This window comes from Pseudomonas sp. P1_A1 (assembly GCF_056406935.1).
The window spans coordinates 49441-67729 of sequence record NZ_JBFTZE010000012.1; the positions used below are offsets into that span (position 1 = coordinate 49441).

At 59.2% G+C, this 18289-nt stretch carries 17 protein-coding genes and 1 tRNA gene; 12 read left to right on the forward strand and 6 right to left on the reverse strand.

Annotation, left to right across the window (positions count from 1 at the left end; all coding sequences use genetic code 11):
- Nucleotides 1-11 precede the first annotated feature (11 nt).
- A complete protein-coding gene (gene folK, locus AC1D2Q_RS18710; RefSeq protein WP_477814143.1) occupies nucleotides 12-530 on the reverse strand; it encodes a 2-amino-4-hydroxy-6-hydroxymethyldihydropteridine diphosphokinase in 519 nt (172 codons plus the stop codon).
- Complete coding sequence (folB, locus tag AC1D2Q_RS18715; RefSeq protein WP_477814144.1) at nucleotides 521-874, reverse strand: dihydroneopterin aldolase; 354 nt, start codon at nucleotides 872-874, stop codon at nucleotides 521-523. The genes folK and folB overlap by 10 nt, the downstream gene beginning before the upstream one ends.
- A gap of 74 nt (nucleotides 875-948) precedes the next feature.
- On the opposite strand from folB, the gene plsY reads away from it, so the two are divergent.
- A complete protein-coding gene (gene plsY, locus AC1D2Q_RS18720) occupies nucleotides 949-1518 on the forward strand; it encodes a glycerol-3-phosphate 1-O-acyltransferase PlsY (RefSeq protein WP_018928842.1) in 570 nt (189 codons plus the stop codon).
- Nucleotides 1519-1541: 23 nt separating this feature from the next.
- On the opposite strand, the gene tsaD is transcribed toward plsY, so the two are convergent.
- Nucleotides 1542-2567 carry a tRNA (adenosine(37)-N6)-threonylcarbamoyltransferase complex transferase subunit TsaD gene (gene tsaD, locus AC1D2Q_RS18725; protein WP_477814145.1) on the reverse strand — a complete coding sequence of 342 codons (1026 nt, stop codon included), beginning with the start codon at nucleotides 2565-2567 and terminating at the stop codon, nucleotides 1542-1544.
- 199 nt (nucleotides 2568-2766) lie between these two features.
- Here tsaD and rpsU point away from each other — a divergent pair, with 199 nt between their 5' ends.
- From rpsU to AC1D2Q_RS18760, 7 genes are all read left to right on the forward strand, one after another.
- The gene (rpsU, locus tag AC1D2Q_RS18730) at nucleotides 2767-2982 is read left to right on the forward strand and encodes a 30S ribosomal protein S21 (protein WP_002551877.1); all 216 of its coding nucleotides are present in this window, start codon (nucleotides 2767-2769) and stop codon (nucleotides 2980-2982) included.
- Nucleotides 2983-3465: 483 nt separating this feature from the next.
- Complete coding sequence (gene dnaG, locus AC1D2Q_RS18735) at nucleotides 3466-5433, forward strand: DNA primase (RefSeq protein ID WP_477814146.1); 1968 nt, start codon at nucleotides 3466-3468, stop codon at nucleotides 5431-5433.
- A gap of 67 nt (nucleotides 5434-5500) precedes the next feature.
- Entirely contained in the window at nucleotides 5501-7348 is a 1848-nt protein-coding gene (gene rpoD, locus AC1D2Q_RS18740; RefSeq protein WP_007936542.1) for an RNA polymerase sigma factor RpoD, read from the forward strand.
- Between the two features lie 124 nt (nucleotides 7349-7472).
- Nucleotides 7473-11219: a bifunctional diguanylate cyclase/phosphodiesterase gene (locus AC1D2Q_RS18745; protein WP_477814147.1), complete on the forward strand. Its 3747-nt coding sequence runs from the start codon at nucleotides 7473-7475 to the stop codon at nucleotides 11217-11219.
- 15 nt (nucleotides 11220-11234) lie between these two features.
- A tRNA-Ile gene (locus AC1D2Q_RS18750) sits at nucleotides 11235-11311 on the forward strand.
- Between the two features lie 513 nt (nucleotides 11312-11824).
- On the forward strand, nucleotides 11825-12325 hold the full coding sequence (locus AC1D2Q_RS18755) for a hypothetical protein (RefSeq protein WP_477814148.1): 501 nt from the start codon (nucleotides 11825-11827) through the stop codon (nucleotides 12323-12325).
- Between the two features lie 10 nt (nucleotides 12326-12335).
- Nucleotides 12336-12578 carry a hypothetical protein gene (locus AC1D2Q_RS18760; protein ID WP_054594326.1) on the forward strand — a complete coding sequence of 81 codons (243 nt, stop codon included), beginning with the start codon at nucleotides 12336-12338 and terminating at the stop codon, nucleotides 12576-12578.
- A gap of 388 nt (nucleotides 12579-12966) precedes the next feature.
- Here the strand turns inward: AC1D2Q_RS18760 and AC1D2Q_RS18765 are convergent, their stop codons facing one another.
- Nucleotides 12967-13152, reverse strand: coding sequence for a hypothetical protein (locus AC1D2Q_RS18765; protein WP_428635673.1), 186 nt, complete (start codon nucleotides 13150-13152; stop codon nucleotides 12967-12969).
- 125 nt (nucleotides 13153-13277) lie between these two features.
- A complete protein-coding gene (locus AC1D2Q_RS18770) occupies nucleotides 13278-13472 on the reverse strand; it encodes a hypothetical protein (RefSeq protein ID WP_477814149.1) in 195 nt (64 codons plus the stop codon).
- A gap of 450 nt (nucleotides 13473-13922) precedes the next feature.
- Between AC1D2Q_RS18770 and AC1D2Q_RS18775 the strand changes: the two genes are divergently transcribed.
- Complete coding sequence (locus tag AC1D2Q_RS18775) at nucleotides 13923-14231, forward strand: DUF3077 domain-containing protein (protein ID WP_477814150.1); 309 nt, start codon at nucleotides 13923-13925, stop codon at nucleotides 14229-14231.
- Nucleotides 14232-14301: 70 nt separating this feature from the next.
- On the opposite strand, the gene AC1D2Q_RS18780 is transcribed toward AC1D2Q_RS18775, so the two are convergent.
- Complete coding sequence (locus AC1D2Q_RS18780; protein WP_477814151.1) at nucleotides 14302-14946, reverse strand: peptidase M41; 645 nt, start codon at nucleotides 14944-14946, stop codon at nucleotides 14302-14304.
- A 138-nt stretch (nucleotides 14947-15084) separates the two neighbouring features.
- Between AC1D2Q_RS18780 and AC1D2Q_RS18785 the strand changes: the two genes are divergently transcribed.
- The 3 genes from AC1D2Q_RS18785 (at nucleotide 15085) to AC1D2Q_RS18795 (ending at nucleotide 18253) form a co-directional block, all read left to right on the forward strand.
- Nucleotides 15085-15546, forward strand: a complete 462-nt coding sequence (locus tag AC1D2Q_RS18785) for an Lrp/AsnC family transcriptional regulator (protein WP_007980298.1) — start codon at nucleotides 15085-15087, stop codon at nucleotides 15544-15546.
- 217 nt (nucleotides 15547-15763) lie between these two features.
- Nucleotides 15764-17446: a flavin monoamine oxidase family protein gene (locus tag AC1D2Q_RS18790; RefSeq protein WP_477814152.1), complete on the forward strand. Its 1683-nt coding sequence runs from the start codon at nucleotides 15764-15766 to the stop codon at nucleotides 17444-17446.
- Nucleotides 17447-17458: 12 nt separating this feature from the next.
- Nucleotides 17459-18253, forward strand: coding sequence for a carbon-nitrogen hydrolase family protein (locus tag AC1D2Q_RS18795; RefSeq protein ID WP_258612750.1), 795 nt, complete (start codon nucleotides 17459-17461; stop codon nucleotides 18251-18253).
- Nucleotides 18254-18289: the final 36 nt, after the last annotated feature.

Here is an 18289-nt window from a genome sequence, read left to right on the forward strand (position 1 = left end):
GTTCTTTTGCTTTACAGCATATCGGAGGGGGTTAACTGCTCACCGCGCCACTCAAAAGCCACCGGCGCCAACACCTGATCGATCCGCGCCTCGCTCCACAAGGTCGCAAAGCTTTTGCCTACACCCGGATGCACTCTGTCCGGCGCAATCAGCGACAACGGCCATAGCACGAAGGCGTTTTTCAGGATCTCTGCCCGGGGCAAGATCAAGCCATCGAAGTTGCCCACCAGATCGCCGAACAACAGCACGTCGATATCCAGCGGCAAGCCCTTGCGGTCCGGCGCGTAACGGCCGTTATCCGCTTCGATGAATTTCAGCCGTCGATCCAGCTCCGTCAACGGTAGATCGGTATGGGCCGAGACCACAAAGTTGAAAAACGGCCCACTCTTGATCCCCACCGGCTGGCTTTCGAACACCGCCGAGCAGCGCATATCCACCAGGAAACCCGCCAGGGCGTCCAGGCCAGCCTGCAAATGGGATTCGCGCTCGATGTTGCTACCGAGCCCGAGGTACACCTGAGTCAGCGACATCCGCGCTCGATCTCCACACCCACGCCCCTGGCCGCCGGAACGGCACCTGGCTTGGTCAGCTTGAGGTGCATCCAGGTGATCTTGAACTCACTCATCAGCACTTGCGTCAGACGCTCGGCAAACGTCTCGACCAGCTGGAACTGCGCCTGCTCGGCAAAAGCCTGGATGCGTGACGAAACGCTCGCGTAGTCAAGCGCCAGGGTCAGGTCATCACCAGCAGCGGCCGGACGATTGTCCCAGGCGAAGCTCAGATCAAGTCGCAGACACTGTCGGATGCCTCGTTCCCAGTCGTAGGCACCAATCACGGTGTCGACTTCCAGGCCCTCGATAAACACTCTGTCCAAGCACTTCTCTCCGCTGCACGACAAGGGCGCAATGCGCCGTTAGAATCAGGGCGTCCTCGCCCGGAATAGTTAGCATGTTTTGGTCACTGGCGATTTTCGCCTACCTGCTCGGCTCTCTGTCCTTCGCCATTTTGCTCAGCCGCCTGACCGGTAACCCCGATCCGCGAATGAGTGGCTCGGGCAATGCCGGTGCCACCAATATGTTTCGTCTGGCCGGCAAAAAACTCGCCATCCTGACCTTGCTCGGCGACCTCTGCAAAGGCCTGCTGCCAGTGCTGGTCGCAGGTGCAATGGGCCTTTCACTGCAGGAACAGGCCTGGATCGGCGTCTTCGCCGTCATCGGTCACCTGTTTCCACTGTACTTCCGCTTTCGCGGCGGCAAGGGTGTCGCCACCGCGGCCGGCATGCTGCTGGGGCTCTATCCACCCGCTGCGCTGCTGGCGGTCTGTGCCTGGCTGTTGACGTTCTACCTGACCCGCACCAGCTCACTCGCCGCGCTGATTGCCACACCCCTGACCCTGCCGCTGCTCGCCTGGCAAGAACCGGCGGCACTGCTGCCCATGAGCGCGCTCACGGGGCTGATCGTCTGGCGTCATCGCGGCAATCTACGCGACCTGTTTGCCGGGCGCGAACGGCATTTTTAAATACCGCACGTGAGCGCCACTCATCACAGCGCCGACAACTGCTCCATCGGCCAACGCGCCTGCACGCTGATTGCCAGGCTTTCGTGCTGGCCGGCCCGCAAGCGCTGGCAACCGGCAAACGCAATCATCGCACCGTTGTCGGTGCAGAACTCCGGACGGGCATAAAACACATCGCCCTTCATGTCGCCGAGCATTTTTTCCAGTGATGTGCGCAACGCCTTGTTGGCGCTGACGCCGCCAGCGATCACCAGACGCTTCATGCCGGCCTGTTTCAGGGCTCGCTTGCACTTGATGGTCAAAGTCTCCACCACGGCCTGCTGGAACGCCAGCGAGATGTCGCAACGGGCTTGCTCGCCGTCGTCCCCGGCGCTGACGCATTGCTGCCAGGTGTTCAAGGCGAAGGTTTTCAAGCCGCTGAAGCTAAACGCCAGGCCCGGACGATCACACATCGGACGCGGAAAGACGAAACGTCCGTCAACGCCTTGCGCCGCCAGACGAGCAATCTCCGGACCGCCCGGGTAATTGAGGCCCATCATTTTTGCAGTTTTGTCGAACGCTTCGCCGGCGGCATCGTCGAGGGTCTCGCCCAAGAGCGTGTACTGACCGATCCCGTCGACCTGAACCAGCTGCGTATGACCGCCCGAGACCAACAAAGCGACGAACGGGAACTCCGGTGGCTGCGGCTCCAGCATCGGCGCCAGCAAGTGACCTTCCATGTGGTGCACGCCCAGCGCCGGGATACCCCAGGCAAAAGCCAGCGCCTGCGCGCAGGAAGCCCCTACCAGCAGGGCTCCGACCAGGCCGGGGCCGGCGGTATAAGCGATGGCGTCGATCTCGGTCGGCACGCAGTCGGCCTCCGCCAGCACCTGACGGATCAAGGGCAGTATGCGTTTGACGTGATCGCGCGAAGCCAGCTCCGGCACAACGCCGCCATAAGCGCGATGCAGGTCGATCTGACTGAACAGCGCATCGGCCAACAACCCGCGTTCACTGTCGTAAAGTGCGACACCGGTTTCGTCGCAAGAGGTTTCTAATCCCAGTACTAGCATGGGTTTGCGCCTTGTAGAGGCTGAATTCGAAGGCGCGCATAATAGTCGTCGCGTGATGCCCCGACCAGCGGTTTTCGATCAGAGGCTTTGCATTCCGAGCGATGAGGGGTTAACATCCGCAACCCTTAAAAACCGACGTCTTCAAGTGCTCTTTTGCCGCGAGGATGTTGACCCCGGTAATGAATGAAGGTAGCTCTGGATGCCAGCCGTCAAAGTTAAAGAGAACGAACCCTTCGACGTAGCTCTGCGTCGTTTCAAGCGCTCCTGCGAAAAAGCCGGTGTACTGGCTGAAGTTCGTAGCCGCGAATTTTACGAGAAGCCTACTTCTGAGCGTAAGCGCAAAGCAGCAGCCGCTGTTAAGCGTCACGCCAAGAAAGTACAGCGCGAACAGCGCCGCGCCGTTCGTCTGTACTAATACACAGACGATCGTAGCAAGCTTCTGCCAAGCCCGGCCCTCAGCCGGGCTAATGGCATTTGCGGACAACGCTTGATGCTTCACCGTCAAAGCCGCAGACGCGACCGAGACAAACCTGCTTCACAGCGTCAGACCTGGCTCTTTTGCCAGCGGTGCACGTCTTTTCTGACGAGCCTTTCAAGGCTACTGACGAGCACACCCACTGATTCCTCTCACGACGATCAGCCCAAGGTACCTTCTTGCGTGCCCGCTTATTGAGCTATCCGAGGCCATTGATTGGCCGTCGCCGGACTCAGCGAAACACTTTCGAATAGTCGAATGCTGATTGGTACTAACGTCAGTGGATTTTCGGCAGATACACTTCCCGACAGCGATTACGCAGACGACACCGGTCGAGCCGCACACCCTGCGCGCCTCAAACAATGACCAGCGTTCGGCCGCACTTCGTTTCGGATCCATTTCAGCGCAGATGACGAGAACGCCATGGCCGGGCTAATTCCCCAGAGCTTCATTGACGACCTTCTGAACCGCACCGACATCGTCGATGTGGTCAGCTCGCGCCTGCAAATGAAAAAGGCCGGCAAGAACTACACCGCCTGCTGCCCGTTTCACAAAGAGAAAACCCCCTCCTTCAGCGTCAGCCCCGACAAACAGTTCTATTACTGCTTCGGTTGCGGCGCTGGCGGTAACGCCCTCGGCTTCATCATGGACCACGACAACCTGGACTTCCCCCAGGCGGTCGAAGAACTGGCCAAAGCCGCCGGCATGGAAATCCCCCGCGAAGAAAGCGGTCGACCGCACAAACCGCGACAGCCCACCGATTCGCCGCTGTATCCGCTGCTCACCGCTGCCGCCGATTTTTACCGCCAGGCCCTGAAAAGCCATCCGGCGCGCAAAGCGGCTGTGGATTACTTGAAAGGTCGTGGATTGACCGGCGAAATTGCTCGGGATTTCGGCCTCGGCTTCGCTCCGCCCGGCTGGGACAATCTGTTCAAGCATCTGAGCAGCGACACCCTGCAGCAAAAGGCCATGATCGATGCCGGCCTGCTGGTGGAGAACGCCGAAACCGGCAAGCGCTATGACCGCTTCCGCGATCGCGTGATGTTCCCTATCCGCGACAGCCGCGGGCGCATCATCGCCTTCGGCGGCCGGGTACTGGGCGATGACAAGCCGAAATACCTGAACTCACCGGAAACCCCGGTTTTCCATAAGGGCCAGGAACTCTATGGCCTTTACGAAGCGCGCAAGAACAACCGCAACCTCGACGAAATCATCGTCGTCGAAGGCTACATGGACGTCATCGCCCTCGCCCAGCAAGGCCTGCGCAATGCTGTGGCGACCCTGGGTACCGCCACCAGCGAAGAGCACTTGAAGCGACTGTTTCGCGTCGTGCCCAACGTATTGTTCTGCTTTGACGGCGACCAGGCCGGCCGCAACGCTGCGTGGCGCGCCCTGGAGGCGACGTTGCCGAGCCTGCAGGACGGACGGCGCGCACGTTTTCTATTCCTGCCCGAAGGCGAAGACCCGGACACGTTGGTCCGCTCCGAAGGCACTGACGCCTTCCGCGCGCGGATCAATCAGCATGCACAGCCATTGGCCGATTATTTTTTCCAACAGCTGACTGAGGAATCGGACCCGCGCTCGCTTGAAGGCAAGGCCCATATGGCCACCCTCGCCGCGCCACTGATCGACAAAGTCCCGGGCGCCAACCTGCGCATTCTGATGCGCCAGCGCCTGACCGAAATTACCGGGCTCAGCGGTGAAGCCGTGAGCCAACTGGTGCAAAGCGCACCTCAGGAAGCACCACCGACTTACGATCCGGGCATTGATTACGACGCCATGCCCGATTACAGCGACTACCATCAGCCGCAGGCGCAAGAGATGTATGTGCCGCAGCAGGAGTGGACGCCGAAGAAACCCGGTGCAGGCGGCAAGAAATGGGACAAGAAGCCGTGGGACAAGAACGGCAAACGCGGCGGTGATCGCGACCAACCGCGCGCGCCACGGGTTCCGGCTGCTGTAGAGCCACCTACCCTGGCCGCCTTGCGCACGTTGCTGCATCACCCGCAACTGGCTGAAAAAGTCGAGGATGCCGGGCACTTTGCGGCCGAAGACCACACTAACACGCAACTGCTGGTCGCCCTGCTCGAAGCCGTACAGAAGAATCCCAAGCTAAACTCATTTCAACTGATTGCGCGTTGGCACGGTACTGAACAGGGCCGACTGCTGAAAGCGCTGGCAGAAAAGGAATGGCTGATTGATGGAGATAACCTTGAACAACAGTTTTTCGACACCATTACTAGCTTGTCAGCCCGCCAACGCGAGCGAAATCTGGAACAACTTCTTCGAAAAGCGCGTCAAAGTGAATTGAGTGCCGAAGAGAAAAATCAACTGCGCGACCTTTTAAGCCGCAATGTTTGCGCATCAAACCCGACCTCAACTGGCGCGTGAGGTCATAGCTCAGGTATAATCCTCGGCTTGTTTTTTGCCCGCCAAGACCTTCAGTGGATAGGGTGTTATGTCCGGAAAAGCGCAACAGCAGTCTCGTATCAAAGAGTTGATCACACTTGGTCGTGAGCAGGGCTACCTGACTTACGCGGAGGTCAACGACCACCTGCCGGAGGATATTTCAGATCCGGAACAGGTGGAAGACATCATCCGCATGATCAATGACATGGGGATCAACGTATTCGAGGTTGCGCCAGATAAGGATTCCCTTATGCTGGCCGACGCCGATACCGACGAAGCCGCGGCCGAAGAGGCAGCTGCAGCGTTGGCAGCGGTCGAGACCGACATTGGTCGCACCACCGACCCAGTGCGCATGTACATGCGTGAAATGGGTACGGTAGAGCTCCTCACACGTGAAGGCGAAATCGAAATCGCCAAGCGTATTGAAGAGGGCATCCGCGAAGTGATGGGCGCAATCGCGCACTTCCCTGGCACGGTTGACCATATTCTCTCCGAGTACACTCGCGTCACCACCGAAGGTGGCCGCCTGTCCGACGTCCTGAGCGGTTATATCGACCCGGACGACGGCATTGCGCCGCCTGCAGCCGAAGTGCCACCGCCTGTCGACCCGAAAGCCGTGAAAGCGGACGACGACACCGACGACGATGACGCCGAAGCAAGCGATGACGAAGAAGAAGCCGAAAGCGGTCCGGATCCGGTCATCGCCGCACAGCGTTTTGGCGCTGTCGCCGATCAGATGGAAATCACCCGCAAGGCGCTGAAAAAGCACGGTCGCTACAACAAGGCTGCGATTGCCGAGCTGTTGGCCCTGGCTGAGCTGTTCATGCCGATCAAACTGGTGCCGAAGCAATTCGAAGGCCTGGTCGAGCGTGTTCGCAGTGCCCTGGATCGTCTGCGTCAGCAAGAGCGCGCGATCATGCAATTGTGCGTTCGTGATGCCCGCATGCCGCGTGCCGACTTCCTGCGCCAGTTCCCGGGCAATGAAGTCGACGAAAGCTGGAGCGACGCACTGGCCAAAGGCAAAAGCAAATACGCTGAAGCCATTGGTCGCCTGCAACCGGACATCATTCGTTGCCAGCAGAAGCTGACCGCGCTGGAAACCGAAACCGGTTTGACGATCGCCGAGATCAAGGACATCAACCGTCGCATGTCGATCGGTGAGGCCAAGGCCCGCCGCGCGAAGAAAGAGATGGTCGAAGCGAACTTGCGTCTGGTGATCTCCATCGCCAAGAAGTACACCAACCGTGGCCTGCAGTTCCTCGATCTGATCCAGGAAGGCAACATTGGCTTGATGAAAGCGGTAGACAAGTTCGAATACCGCCGTGGCTACAAATTCTCGACTTATGCCACCTGGTGGATCCGTCAGGCGATCACTCGCTCGATCGCCGACCAGGCCCGCACCATCCGTATTCCGGTGCACATGATCGAGACGATCAACAAGCTCAACCGTATTTCCCGGCAGATGTTGCAGGAAATGGGTCGCGAACCGACCCCGGAAGAGCTGGGCGAACGCATGGAAATGCCTGAGGACAAGATCCGCAAGGTATTGAAGATCGCTAAAGAGCCGATCTCCATGGAAACCCCGATCGGTGATGACGAAGACTCCCATCTGGGTGACTTCATCGAAGACTCGACCATGCAGTCGCCAATCGATGTCGCCACCGTTGAGAGCCTTAAAGAAGCGACACGCGAAGTCCTGTCCGGCCTCACTGCCCGTGAAGCCAAGGTTTTGCGCATGCGTTTCGGTATCGACATGAATACCGACCACACCCTCGAGGAGGTTGGTAAGCAGTTCGACGTGACCCGTGAACGGATTCGTCAGATCGAAGCCAAGGCGCTGCGCAAGCTGCGCCACCCGACGAGAAGCGAGCATTTGCGCTCCTTCCTCGACGAGTGATCACAAAACCCCCGGCCCAGGCCGGGGGTTTTGCTTTATGCAGATTTAATGCCCCGCACGCCCCCCCCCGCCGAATAGCCCGTCTACACTCGAAGCATTCCCCTAAAGCCATAACGAGACCGTTATGCCCAGATGGTCGACCGTGCTTTTTTTGCTGTCGCTGATGACCTGGACCGCAACGGCTGGCGCGCTGACTCTGACCGACGAAGAACGTAGCTGGCTGGCGGCTCACCCGGAATTGCGCCTGGGCGTCGATGCGTCCTGGCCGCCGTTTGAGTTTCGCGACGATCATGGGCGTTATCAGGGCCTGGCAGCAGACTATATCAACGTCATCCGGCAACGGCTGGCCATCAAACTCACGCCCATCGAACCGGTCAGCTGGACTGAAGTGCTGCAGCAAGCCAAACAAGGCAAGCTAGACATCTTGCCGGGCATCATGTCGACCCCCGAGCGCCAGACCTACCTGTCGTTCACCCGCCCCTACCTCGATTTTCCGATTGTCATTCTGGCCCACGTCGGAGGCCCCCAACCGCGCAAACTCAAAGACCTATACGGGCTGAAGATCGCCGTGGTGGAAAACTACGCCCCCCATGAACTGTTGCGCACCCAACATCCCGACCTGAATCTGGTGGCGATGCCCAATGTCAGCTCGGCATTGCAAGCGTTGGCTACCGACGAAGTGGACGCGGTTGTGGGCGATCTCGCCTCCAGTGTCTGGAGCCTGCGCCAGCTAAAGCTCGAAGGGCTCTACGTCAGCGGTGAGACGCCCTACCGCTACCAATTGGCGATGGCCGTCCCCCCGAACAATAAGCTGCTGGTCAGTATCCTGGACAAAGTCCTGGCAGACATGAGCCCGAGTGAAATCAGCGCCATCCAGGAACATTGGGTCGGTAATGTCCTGGATCATCGRACCTTCTGGTCCGACGTGCTGATTTACGGCCTGCCAGGACTATTGGCACTGATGATCGTGCTGGCAGTGGTGATCCGGATAAATCGTCGACTGAGCTCGGAAATTGCCCGCAGGGTCAATCTGGAACAAGAGCTGCGCAGCAGCGAATACCATTACCGCGGGCTGGTGGAGAGTCTTTCAGCCATCGCCTGGGAAGCGCAGATCAGCGATTACACCTACAGCTACGTGTCGCCCCACGCTCAGGACCTCCTCGGTTATCCCCTGTCCCATTGGCTGATTCCGGGCTTCTGGCGCAACATCATCCACCCTGCGGACCTCACCCGCGCCCAGGCCTTCTGCGACCGTGAAGTGGCGGCCGGGCGCGATCACAGCGTCGATTACCGGGTCATCACCGCTGATGGCCGCTGCCTGTGGGTCCGCGATATCGTCAGCCTGATCGAACACGGCCATGAACCGGTCCTGCGCGGGCTGATGATCGACATCAGCGAAGCCAAGCGCACCGAAGAGGCGCTGCGCCTGTCGGAGCAGAAGTTCGCCTCAGTGTTCCAGCAATGCCCGGACATTCTGGTGATCGCACGGCTTTCCGATGGCTGTCTGCTGGAAGTCAACGAAGCGTTCGAGGAGCAGATCGGCCTCAAGGCCGAAGACGTCATAGGCCAGACGGCCACCGACCTGAATATATGGGGCGTTCCTGGCGTGGGACCGGGTTTGCTGCAGCGGTTGCAGGCCGGCAGTATCCGCAACCTGGAGATGCCCTTTCGCCGCAACAATGGCCAGGTGTTTACCGGCCTGATCTCCGCCGAGCCTTTCGACCTCGACACGACCCCGGCCCTGGTGGTCGTCGTACGAGACATCAGTCAGCTCAAGGAAACCCAGCAACAGCTGCAAACCTCCGAAGAGAAATTCGCCAAGGCCTTCCACGCATCCCCCGACGGCTTGCTGCTGTCCCGGCAGAGCGACGGCCTGCTATTGGAAGTCAACGAAGGTTTCAGCCGCCTTACCGGGTTCAACAGCGCGATGTCTGTGGATCGGTCGGCGCTGGACCTGGGGATCTGGGTCAATCTCAACGAGCGCAAACAGATGCTCGAATTGTTGCACCGCGACGGTTTCGTCCGCGACTTCAGTTGCCACATCCGCCGCAAGGACGGACAGATCCGGCTCTGCGAAGTTTCAAGCCGTCCGCTGCCCATCGGCGATGAAGACTGCATGCTGACCATCGCCCGGGACATTACCGAACGGCACCTGATGCAGGAGAAACTGCAACAGGCCGCCACCGTGTTCGAAAGCACCGCCGAGGGCGTCTTGATCACCGACACCCAACAGCACATCAGCGCGGTCAATCGGGCCTTCACCGAAATCACYGGCTACAGCGAGACCGAAGCACTGGGCCACACCCCTCGCCTGCTCGCCTCGGGCCTGCACGACAGCGCCTTCTATGCGGCGATGTGGCATCAACTGACCGCCGAAGGTCATTGGCAAGGCGAGATTTCCAACCGGCGCAAGAACGGCGAGCTCTACCCGAGCTGGCTGACCATCAGCGCCGTACGTAACCGGGACAAACTCATCACCCACTTTGTCGCGGTGTTCGCGGACATTTCCAGCCTCAAGCATGCGCAAGCCAAACTCGACTACCAGGCGCACCACGATCCGCTGACCGGCCTGCCAAACCGCACATTGTTCGAAAGCCGCCTGCTGACCGCGCTGAACAACCAGCAGGAAAACGGTGGCCAAGGCGCCGTGCTGTTCCTGGACCTGGACCGTTTCAAACACATCAACGACAGCCTCGGTCACCCGGTCGGCGACCTGCTGCTCAAAGGCATTGCCGTGCGCCTCAAGGAGCAATTGCGCGATATCGATACCGTGGCGCGGCTGGGTGGCGACGAATTCATCATCCTGCTCCCCGGCCTGCAACAGGCCAGCGACGCCGACAACATTGCCACCAAGCTGCTCAATTGCTTCAGCGCCCCTTTCCAGGCCGGCGAGCACGAGTTTTTCATCAGCGCCAGCATCGGCACCAGCCTGTATCCCAAGGACGGCTGCGACGTTGCCACGCTGGTCAAGAACGCCGATGCCGCGATGTATCGCTCCAAGGCCAAGGGCCGTAACCGGGTTGAAAGCTACACCCGCGACCTCACAGCCCAGGCCAGCGAACGCGTGGCACTGGAGCATGAACTGCGACGCGCCATCGAGCGCAATGAGCTGTTTTTGTACTACCAGCCAAAAATCAGCCTCAGGGATCATCGGCTGGTCGGTGCCGAAGCGCTGATTCGCTGGCATCACCCGACCTTCGGCGATGTGCCCCCCGAGCACTTCATTCCCCTGGCCGAAGAAAACGGCATGATCCTGCAAATCGGTGATTGGGTACTGGAGACCGCCTGCCAGCAGATGTACGAGTGGAATCAGGCCTATGAGTGTCTCGGCCCACTCTCGGTGAACCTGGCGGGCGCTCAATTACGCCAGCCGAACCTGCTCGGCCGAATCGAGCAATTGCTCAAGGACAACCGCCTCAAACCGGATTTTCTGCAACTGGAAATTACCGAAAACTTCATCATGAGCCAGGCCGAAGAAGCGCTGGCGGTGCTGCACCAACTCAAACGCCTGGGCGTGCAGCTGGCGATTGACGACTTCGGCACCGGTTATTCATCCCTCAGCTACCTCAAACGCCTGCCGCTGGACATCCTCAAGATCGACCAATCCTTCGTCCGTGGCCTGCCTGACGACCCGCACGACGCGGCGATTGTCCGCGCAATCATTGCCCTGGGCCGCAGCATGCAATTCACCGTCATCGCCGAAGGCGTCGAAACCCAGGCCCAGCAACAATTCCTCACCACCGAAGGCTGCGAACAGATCCAGGGCTACATCGTCAGCCTGCCACTTCCCCCCGACGAATTCGCTGCGACGTTTCTTCGTATAACCGTATCGGATTTTTCGGATAGCACAGCCGAGAAACCATCGCTATAATCCGCGGCCTACTGAGGGCCTATAGCTCAGTTGGTTAGAGCAGAGGACTCATAATCCTTTGGTCCACGGTTCAAGTCCGTGTGGGCCCACCAACTCCAAAGCCGCGCATTGCGCGGCTTTCGCGTTTCTGGCTGGTCCACCACAGATACAGTCCTAGGGTCCAAGGGTACAATTTAGGTACAGTGCTGGTTCGCCAGCCGCCAAGGCGCTTCAAGGAGGTGCCTTGGCCTACAGGTCATCCTCTGGATTGCGCAACAGCCGCAACTCACCGCGTGCAACCTCATCCGGCACCGCGAAGGAGTACCGTCCCAGCATAGTGCCCAGCTCCAACGCAGCTGACATCTCCCGAGCACGATCATACTGATCGTAAGCCGAATCCAGGTCGAAGCTATTGTTCTCTTGCTTCAGGTCCCACAGCACACTTTCGGACGCCGAATGAGCCGTCGCTGTTGCCGCTGACCGAAAACTGACCTTGCGGGGGTGCGGTAGCTGGCGATGAGACCCGTGCAGACGTCAAATTCCCCGGGGCCTCACATCAAAGACGGTTTGCATCCTAGTCACCGCTTGTAGAAAATCATCGTCTTTTTGCACGAATGGATACGCGCATGAAGTTCGAGAAGACCACGCAGTACAGGTCCGAGGAAGGGATCGTCTTCAATCTGTCTCGAATCACCCTCATGGAAAGCGACCGAGGTCGCCTGCGCGAGCTGCACTTTGGCGAAGCGAAACGCGCCCATTACCAAGTCAACAGCATGGTCGTCGATATGTACGACCGAATGCAGGCTCGAAACCTGCCATGCCTACTGACAGTCTGCATTTCCAATCCCCTGACCCGGCAGCAGACCGATGCTATCAGCACTATGCGCGGCAACGTCGCCAAGGGAATTGCTGCGGCCTCAGGTGGCGTTGCCGGGAGGGTAGGTGCGTTGGGCGGGCCGCTCATTGGCTGGGCTTCAGGTGCAGTCGTGACGACAGGTGTCAACTGGTACCTCAAAGGGGCCCTGCCGAACCTGCATGCAGGTGACGTGCTGGTCAGCATCGAGGGAGAGGTCCATGGCGGGATTGGCCCACAGCGCTCTGTCGTGACGCTGGTCATCAAGGTCTGAGGAACTGCACATGCCCTACATCATGCAAACTGTCGTCCTTCTGGTGCTGGGCGCGATCCTCGTTCAGTTTCTGAAACCATACCCGCTGCGCAAGTGGCTGGGTTTGGCGCTGCTGGCAACGGGCTTGGTCAGCATCTTCAAGGTTGGTGAGCAGCAGGTGCTGGGCTTTGACCTGGAGCTGCTAGCACTGCTGGCCGTGCCGCTGGGCGTGGTGCTTTTCCTGACGCGGCGGCGGTTCACGGAGGGGGACTGAAGCCCTGGCACGATTTCTCGGTGCCGTCTCTGACCCAAAATCATATGGGACAACAGTCGATCAACAGCGCGTTGATCGATGATCTTAGCGTTGGACCTCGCCGGCGGATTGGGGGTTACTTTGAACATAGGCCGCAAAATCAGTACAACCACGGTACAGTACTCAGCTTGAGCAACCCTCTCAAAATTACGCTTAACACCACGTATTACGGGGCCTCCAGCTATGCCAACCTACGTTCACCTACGAACGCTTTCTCTAGGCATATCAGCTCGCCCAGCAACTCATAATCCTTTGGTCCACGGTTCAAGTCCGTGTGGGCCCACCAAACAAGAAAGCCGCGCTAATGCGCGGCTTTTGGCTTTCTGAGATTGACGTTTGGTCTTAGGGTTCAGACCAGACGAGCCACCAAGGCGACGACAACAAAGGTCACCAGGGCCAGCGCGGCGCCGAGCCCGAACGGCAGTAGTATCGCTCGGGTCGCGGTGGGGGCCGGGCTACGCATGTCTTCAGCCAAAGCAGCCACGTCTCGGTGCAACTGTTCAATGCTGGCTTGAGTCGTGGGGGGTGTGGACATACTGCTTCTTCCTGTGTGGATCACGGGCTCCGCCTAATGCGCTTACCCTAGTTGGATACGGTGAGCTGCTCCGTGGCAAAACTCAAGTGCCGCCGATGATTGGCTGCGCTCTGACGGGCTCGGTATTAGAGCTTGGACCACAGCCCGACAGCGGCGACGAAGGCGGTGACCAGACCGGCGCCCACCGCAAACGGATACCAAAAAGCTTCCTGTCTAAGCTTGCTTTCTTCGTCCATAAACTTGCGGGTCTCGGCCATGAATTTCCGGATTTCGACTTGGAGCTTATCGAGTTCCAGATTATCGCGGTCATTCTGTAGCATCAGTCATCCTGTCGGAGCTCGGGTCGCACCATGTGCGCTGCTCCGAGGCGGGTCGTGCGTCATTTTTCCTCTCTGCCGTCCAGGTTATATTTTGCGCGGATGGTGGGTTATCGGATGACGTCCGCTAACGTTGTAGGCAAACTCCGAGAATTGCGTAATGGGCGCATTTGGGCACTTTGCCGCCTTGTTGGGCTTTTCTTCGACGGGATACTCTCCAGACGTCGCTGCCAATGCAGCGATCGGGTGTGGTAACCCGGTGAAACCAGCGCAACAGTGCACTCATTACGAATACAGGCAGTTTTTATGCCTGTGATCTTGATATGGCGGCTGTGCGTGGGACGCCCTCGGGCGTGCCGGTTTCCTTGGTTCCCGGTTTACCACCCTGCGTACAGCTGCCACCTTTTCGTGTGGTAACGAAAAGGGCAGCTCCTCGAACCCAGGAGTAGAACCATGACCAAAACAATTCCGCCCGCAGCTTCCGAACTGAAAACCATCGGCTTCACACCCTTCACCTATTGCTCGGATCAACCCCTGTTCCACGTCAGCGCGGGCGTCCCCATCGTCGACGCATTGACTCAAGCCTCCGACCTGCTATCCCTCGCCAAATCATTTGCCGAGGACGCAGCCTACGCAAAAGACACCGACCGCCACGCCTGGGCCGCGCACTATCTGACGGCGATGAGCAAAGCGGTGATTGATGATGTGGTGAAGGTGCTGACACCGCGACCTGCCCGGACGGCGACGGAGTCCGAAGAATAGCGCCTGCTCATTTCTTGAAACACGCCCCGATTGTTCGGGGCTTCCTGATCGTGGTCGAGCGTTCGGATGCTTAAGCCCAAACACTTAACGTTGGAATGACCTGCACCGGCTGCAACCGCTCAAGCACTTCCCCCGTCAACACAACCTCATACGTATCCGCCGGCCGCCCCCACTGCTCCACAATGACCATGCGCTCCACCAAAAGTCCTGCCAATCCAGTAATCGTCTCGGCCAATTCTTCGACGATTTCTTGAGTGCGCAACCACAAGCGATCATTAATGTCTGTCAGCTCAGCAATGATGCTGTCGGACGACGCTGGATCCGTATCGGGATAGGCGATGTTTCGAAGCAAGTACCGCAATTCTCTTATTTTTGCGTGATCCTGTTCCGCCCCAAACTCTCCTTTCAGGATGGCTGCCGCTTTCGACTTATCGACGCGTTTCTCGGACGAGTGTTTTGCGGGCAATGTCTGCGCCATGGCGCCGGCGACGAGGACCATTATCCGGGCTTCCAAATGCTCCTTCATGGCATCGATGGACGAAATGGACCGCGTCAAGGTAATGGAGGCCCCGCCATGGTGCGTCAGGCCCATGGTCACTTTCAGGGTCACATCACCCGTTTCAAAACCCAGGGCTCGGGCTACGACGTAGTGCCCCATTTCGTGATTGGCAATCTGCAGTGCATAGTCGCGCAGAGCCGCAGGCATGCTCTTCATTTCGATCCCCTCGCTTCACAGCCCCTGGTTGCGCATTCGACTACGAGTGACAATTTGTGTCCATCCAATTAACCCGTTGAGGGCATGGACTGCCTGTAATATGCCTGCCCATTGCTCTGTACCGCTGGAGATACCCCTTTGCCTGACACTCGCCCGCCTGTTCTCGACGAAATCGACCGCCAATTGATCGCCGCCCTGCAGATCAATGCCCGTGAAAGTGTGGCCATGCTCGCCCGGCAGTTGGGGATCGCCCGGACCACCGTTACTTCGCGCCTGGCCCGGTTGGAAAAGGCCAAGGTGATCACCGGTTACGGTGTGCGACTGGGTCAGCGTGTGGTGGATGGCGGATTGCAGGCTTACGTCGGAATTACGGTGCAACCGAGGTCTGGCAAGGAAGTGCTGCGACGACTTAGCGCCATGGCTCAGGTGCAGCAGCTGTGTGCGGTGAGTGGCGAGTTTGATTATGTGGCGTGGTTGCGCACCGATTCGCCGGAGCAGCTGGATCAGTTGCTGGATCAGATCGGCAGTGTGGATGGGGTGGAGAAGACTACGACTTCGATCATCTTGAGCAGCAAGATTGATCGGGGGCAGCCGGTTTGAGGCCTTCGGTGTCTGGTCGCGACTCTTCGCGGGCAAGTCGGATCGCCGCACTGCTCACACCTACAATATGTAGTGACATATCGTCATATTGATAAAACAATTAGCAAAACGACGACACATTGCGTCTTATTAACGTGTTCTACGCTCTCTAGAATGGCTGCCATCTTTTCCTATACTCAGACGCGCATCCTGCGTCGGGTCGCCAGCAAGGTCAGCCATGAACAACAACAATCGCCATCCTGCAGACGGTAAAAAACCAGTCACCATTTTCGGCCCGGACTTTCCTTTCGCCTTTGACGACTGGATCGAACACCCGGCCGGCCTGGGCAGCATTCCGGCCCACAATCACGGCGCCGAAGTGGCGATCGTCGGGGCTGGCATTGCCGGTCTGGTGGCCGCCTATGAGCTGATGAAACTGGGCCTCAAACCGGTCGTCTACGAAGCCTCGAAAATGGGCGGTCGTCTACGCTCCCAGGCGTTCAACGGTGCCGAAGGCATCATCGCCGAGCTCGGCGGCATGCGTTTCCCGGTGTCGTCCACCGCGTTTTATCACTACGTCGACAAGCTCGGCCTCGAGACCAAGCCCTTCCCGAACCCGCTGACACCCGCGTCTGGCAGCACGGTGATCGATCTGGAAGGCAAAACCCATTACGCACAGAAACTGGCGGATCTTCCTGCTCTGTTCCAGGAAGTGGCTGACGCCTGGGCCGATGCCCTGGAAGACGGTTCGCGCTTCGGCGAGATCCAGCAAGCCATCCGCGACCGCGACGTGCCGCGCCTCAAGGAATTGTGGAACACCCTCGTGCCGTTGTGGGACGACCGCACGTTCTACGATTTTGTCGCCACCTCCAAAGCCTTCGCCAAGCTCTCGTTCCATCACCGCGAAGTGTTCGGCCAGGTCGGTTTCGGCACCGGTGGCTGGGACTCGGACTTCCCCAACTCGATGCTGGAAATCTTCCGCGTGGTAATGACCAACTGCGACGATCACCAACACCTGGTGGTCGGCGGCGTGGAACAAGTGCCGCAAGGCATCTGGCGCCATGTGCCGGAGCGTTGCGTGCACTGGCCGGAAGGCACCAGCCTCAGCTCCCTGCACAACGGCGCGCCGCGTACCGGCGTGAAGAAAATTGCCCATGCGGCAGGCGGCCGTTTTGCGGTCACCGACAACTGGGGCGACACCCGCGAATATGCAGCGGTGCTGACCACTTGCCAGAGCTGGCTGCTGACCACCCAGATCGAATGCGACGAGAGCCTGTTCTCGCAAAAAATGTGGATGGCCCTGGACCGTACCCGCTACATGCAGTCGTCGAAAACTTTCGTGATGGTCGACCGCCCGTTCTGGAAGGACAAAGACCCGGAAACCGGCCGCGACCTGATGAGCATGACCCTCACTGATCGCCTGACCCGTGGCACGTACTTGTTCGATAACGGCGACGACAAGCCTGGGGTGATTTGCCTGTCGTACTCGTGGATGAGCGACGCCCTGAAAATGCTTCCACAGCCAGTGGAAAAGCGCGTGAAGCTGGCGCTGGATGCGTTGAAGAAGATCTACCCGAAAGTCGACATCGCCGCACGCATCATCGGCGATCCGATCACCGTGTCGTGGGAAGCCGACCCGCATTTCCTCGGGGCTTTCAAAGGCGCCCTGCCCGGCCACTATCGCTACAACCAGCGCATGTACGCGCACTTCATGCAGGACGACATGCCGCCCGAGCAGCGCGGGATTTTCATCGCCGGCGATGACGTTTCATGGACACCGGCGTGGGTTGAAGGCGCGGTGCAGACCTCGCTCAACGCGGTGTGGGGCATCATGAAACACTTCGGCGGTGAAACTCACCCCGAAAACCCGGGTCCAGGAGATGTGTTCAACGAGATCGGTCCGGTCGCCCTGCCCGAGTAAGAGGAATCCGAAATGCGCGTAGCCCTTTACCAATGCCCACCGCTGCCCCTGGATGTCGCAGGCAACCTGCAACGCCTGCATCAACTGGCGCTGGAGGCCAAGGGCGCGGATTTGCTGGTGCTGCCGGAGATGTTCCTGACCGGCTACAACATCGGCATCGATGCGGTCAGCGTGCTGGCGGAGGTGCACAACGGTGAATCGGCGCAGCAAATCGCGCGCATCGCCAAGGCAGCCGGGATCGCCATTTTGTATGGCTACCCCGAGCGTACCGAGGACGGGCAGATCTACAACGCCGTGCAGTTGATCGACGCCCATGGCGAGCGGCTGTGCAACTACCGCAAGACTCATCTGTTCGGTGACCTCGATCACTCGATGTTCAGCCCCGGGCCGGATGAGTTTCCGTTGGTTGAACTCAACGGCTGGAAGCTCGGCTTCTTGATCTGCTACGACCTGGAGTTCCCGGAGAACGCCCGGCGTCTGGCGTTGGCCGGTGCCGAGCTGATCCTGGTGCCGACGGCGAACATGATTCCCTACGATTTCATCGCCGACGTCACCGTCCGCGCCCGGGCCTTCGAAAACCAGTGTTATGTGGCTTACGCCAACTACTGCGGGAGCGAGGGCGAGATCCAGTATTGCGGTCAGAGCAGCATCGCCGCGCCGGATGGCAGCCGCATCGCCCAGGCCGGCCTTGATGAAGCGCTGATTGTCGGTGAGCTGGATCGCCAGCTGATGATCGATTCCCGCGCCGCCAATCGCTACTTCCTCGATCGCCGTCCCGAGCTTTACGGCGCGCTGAACAAGCGCTGATCCACTGAGGGGGCGTTCTCAATCAGTTTCCCCGGC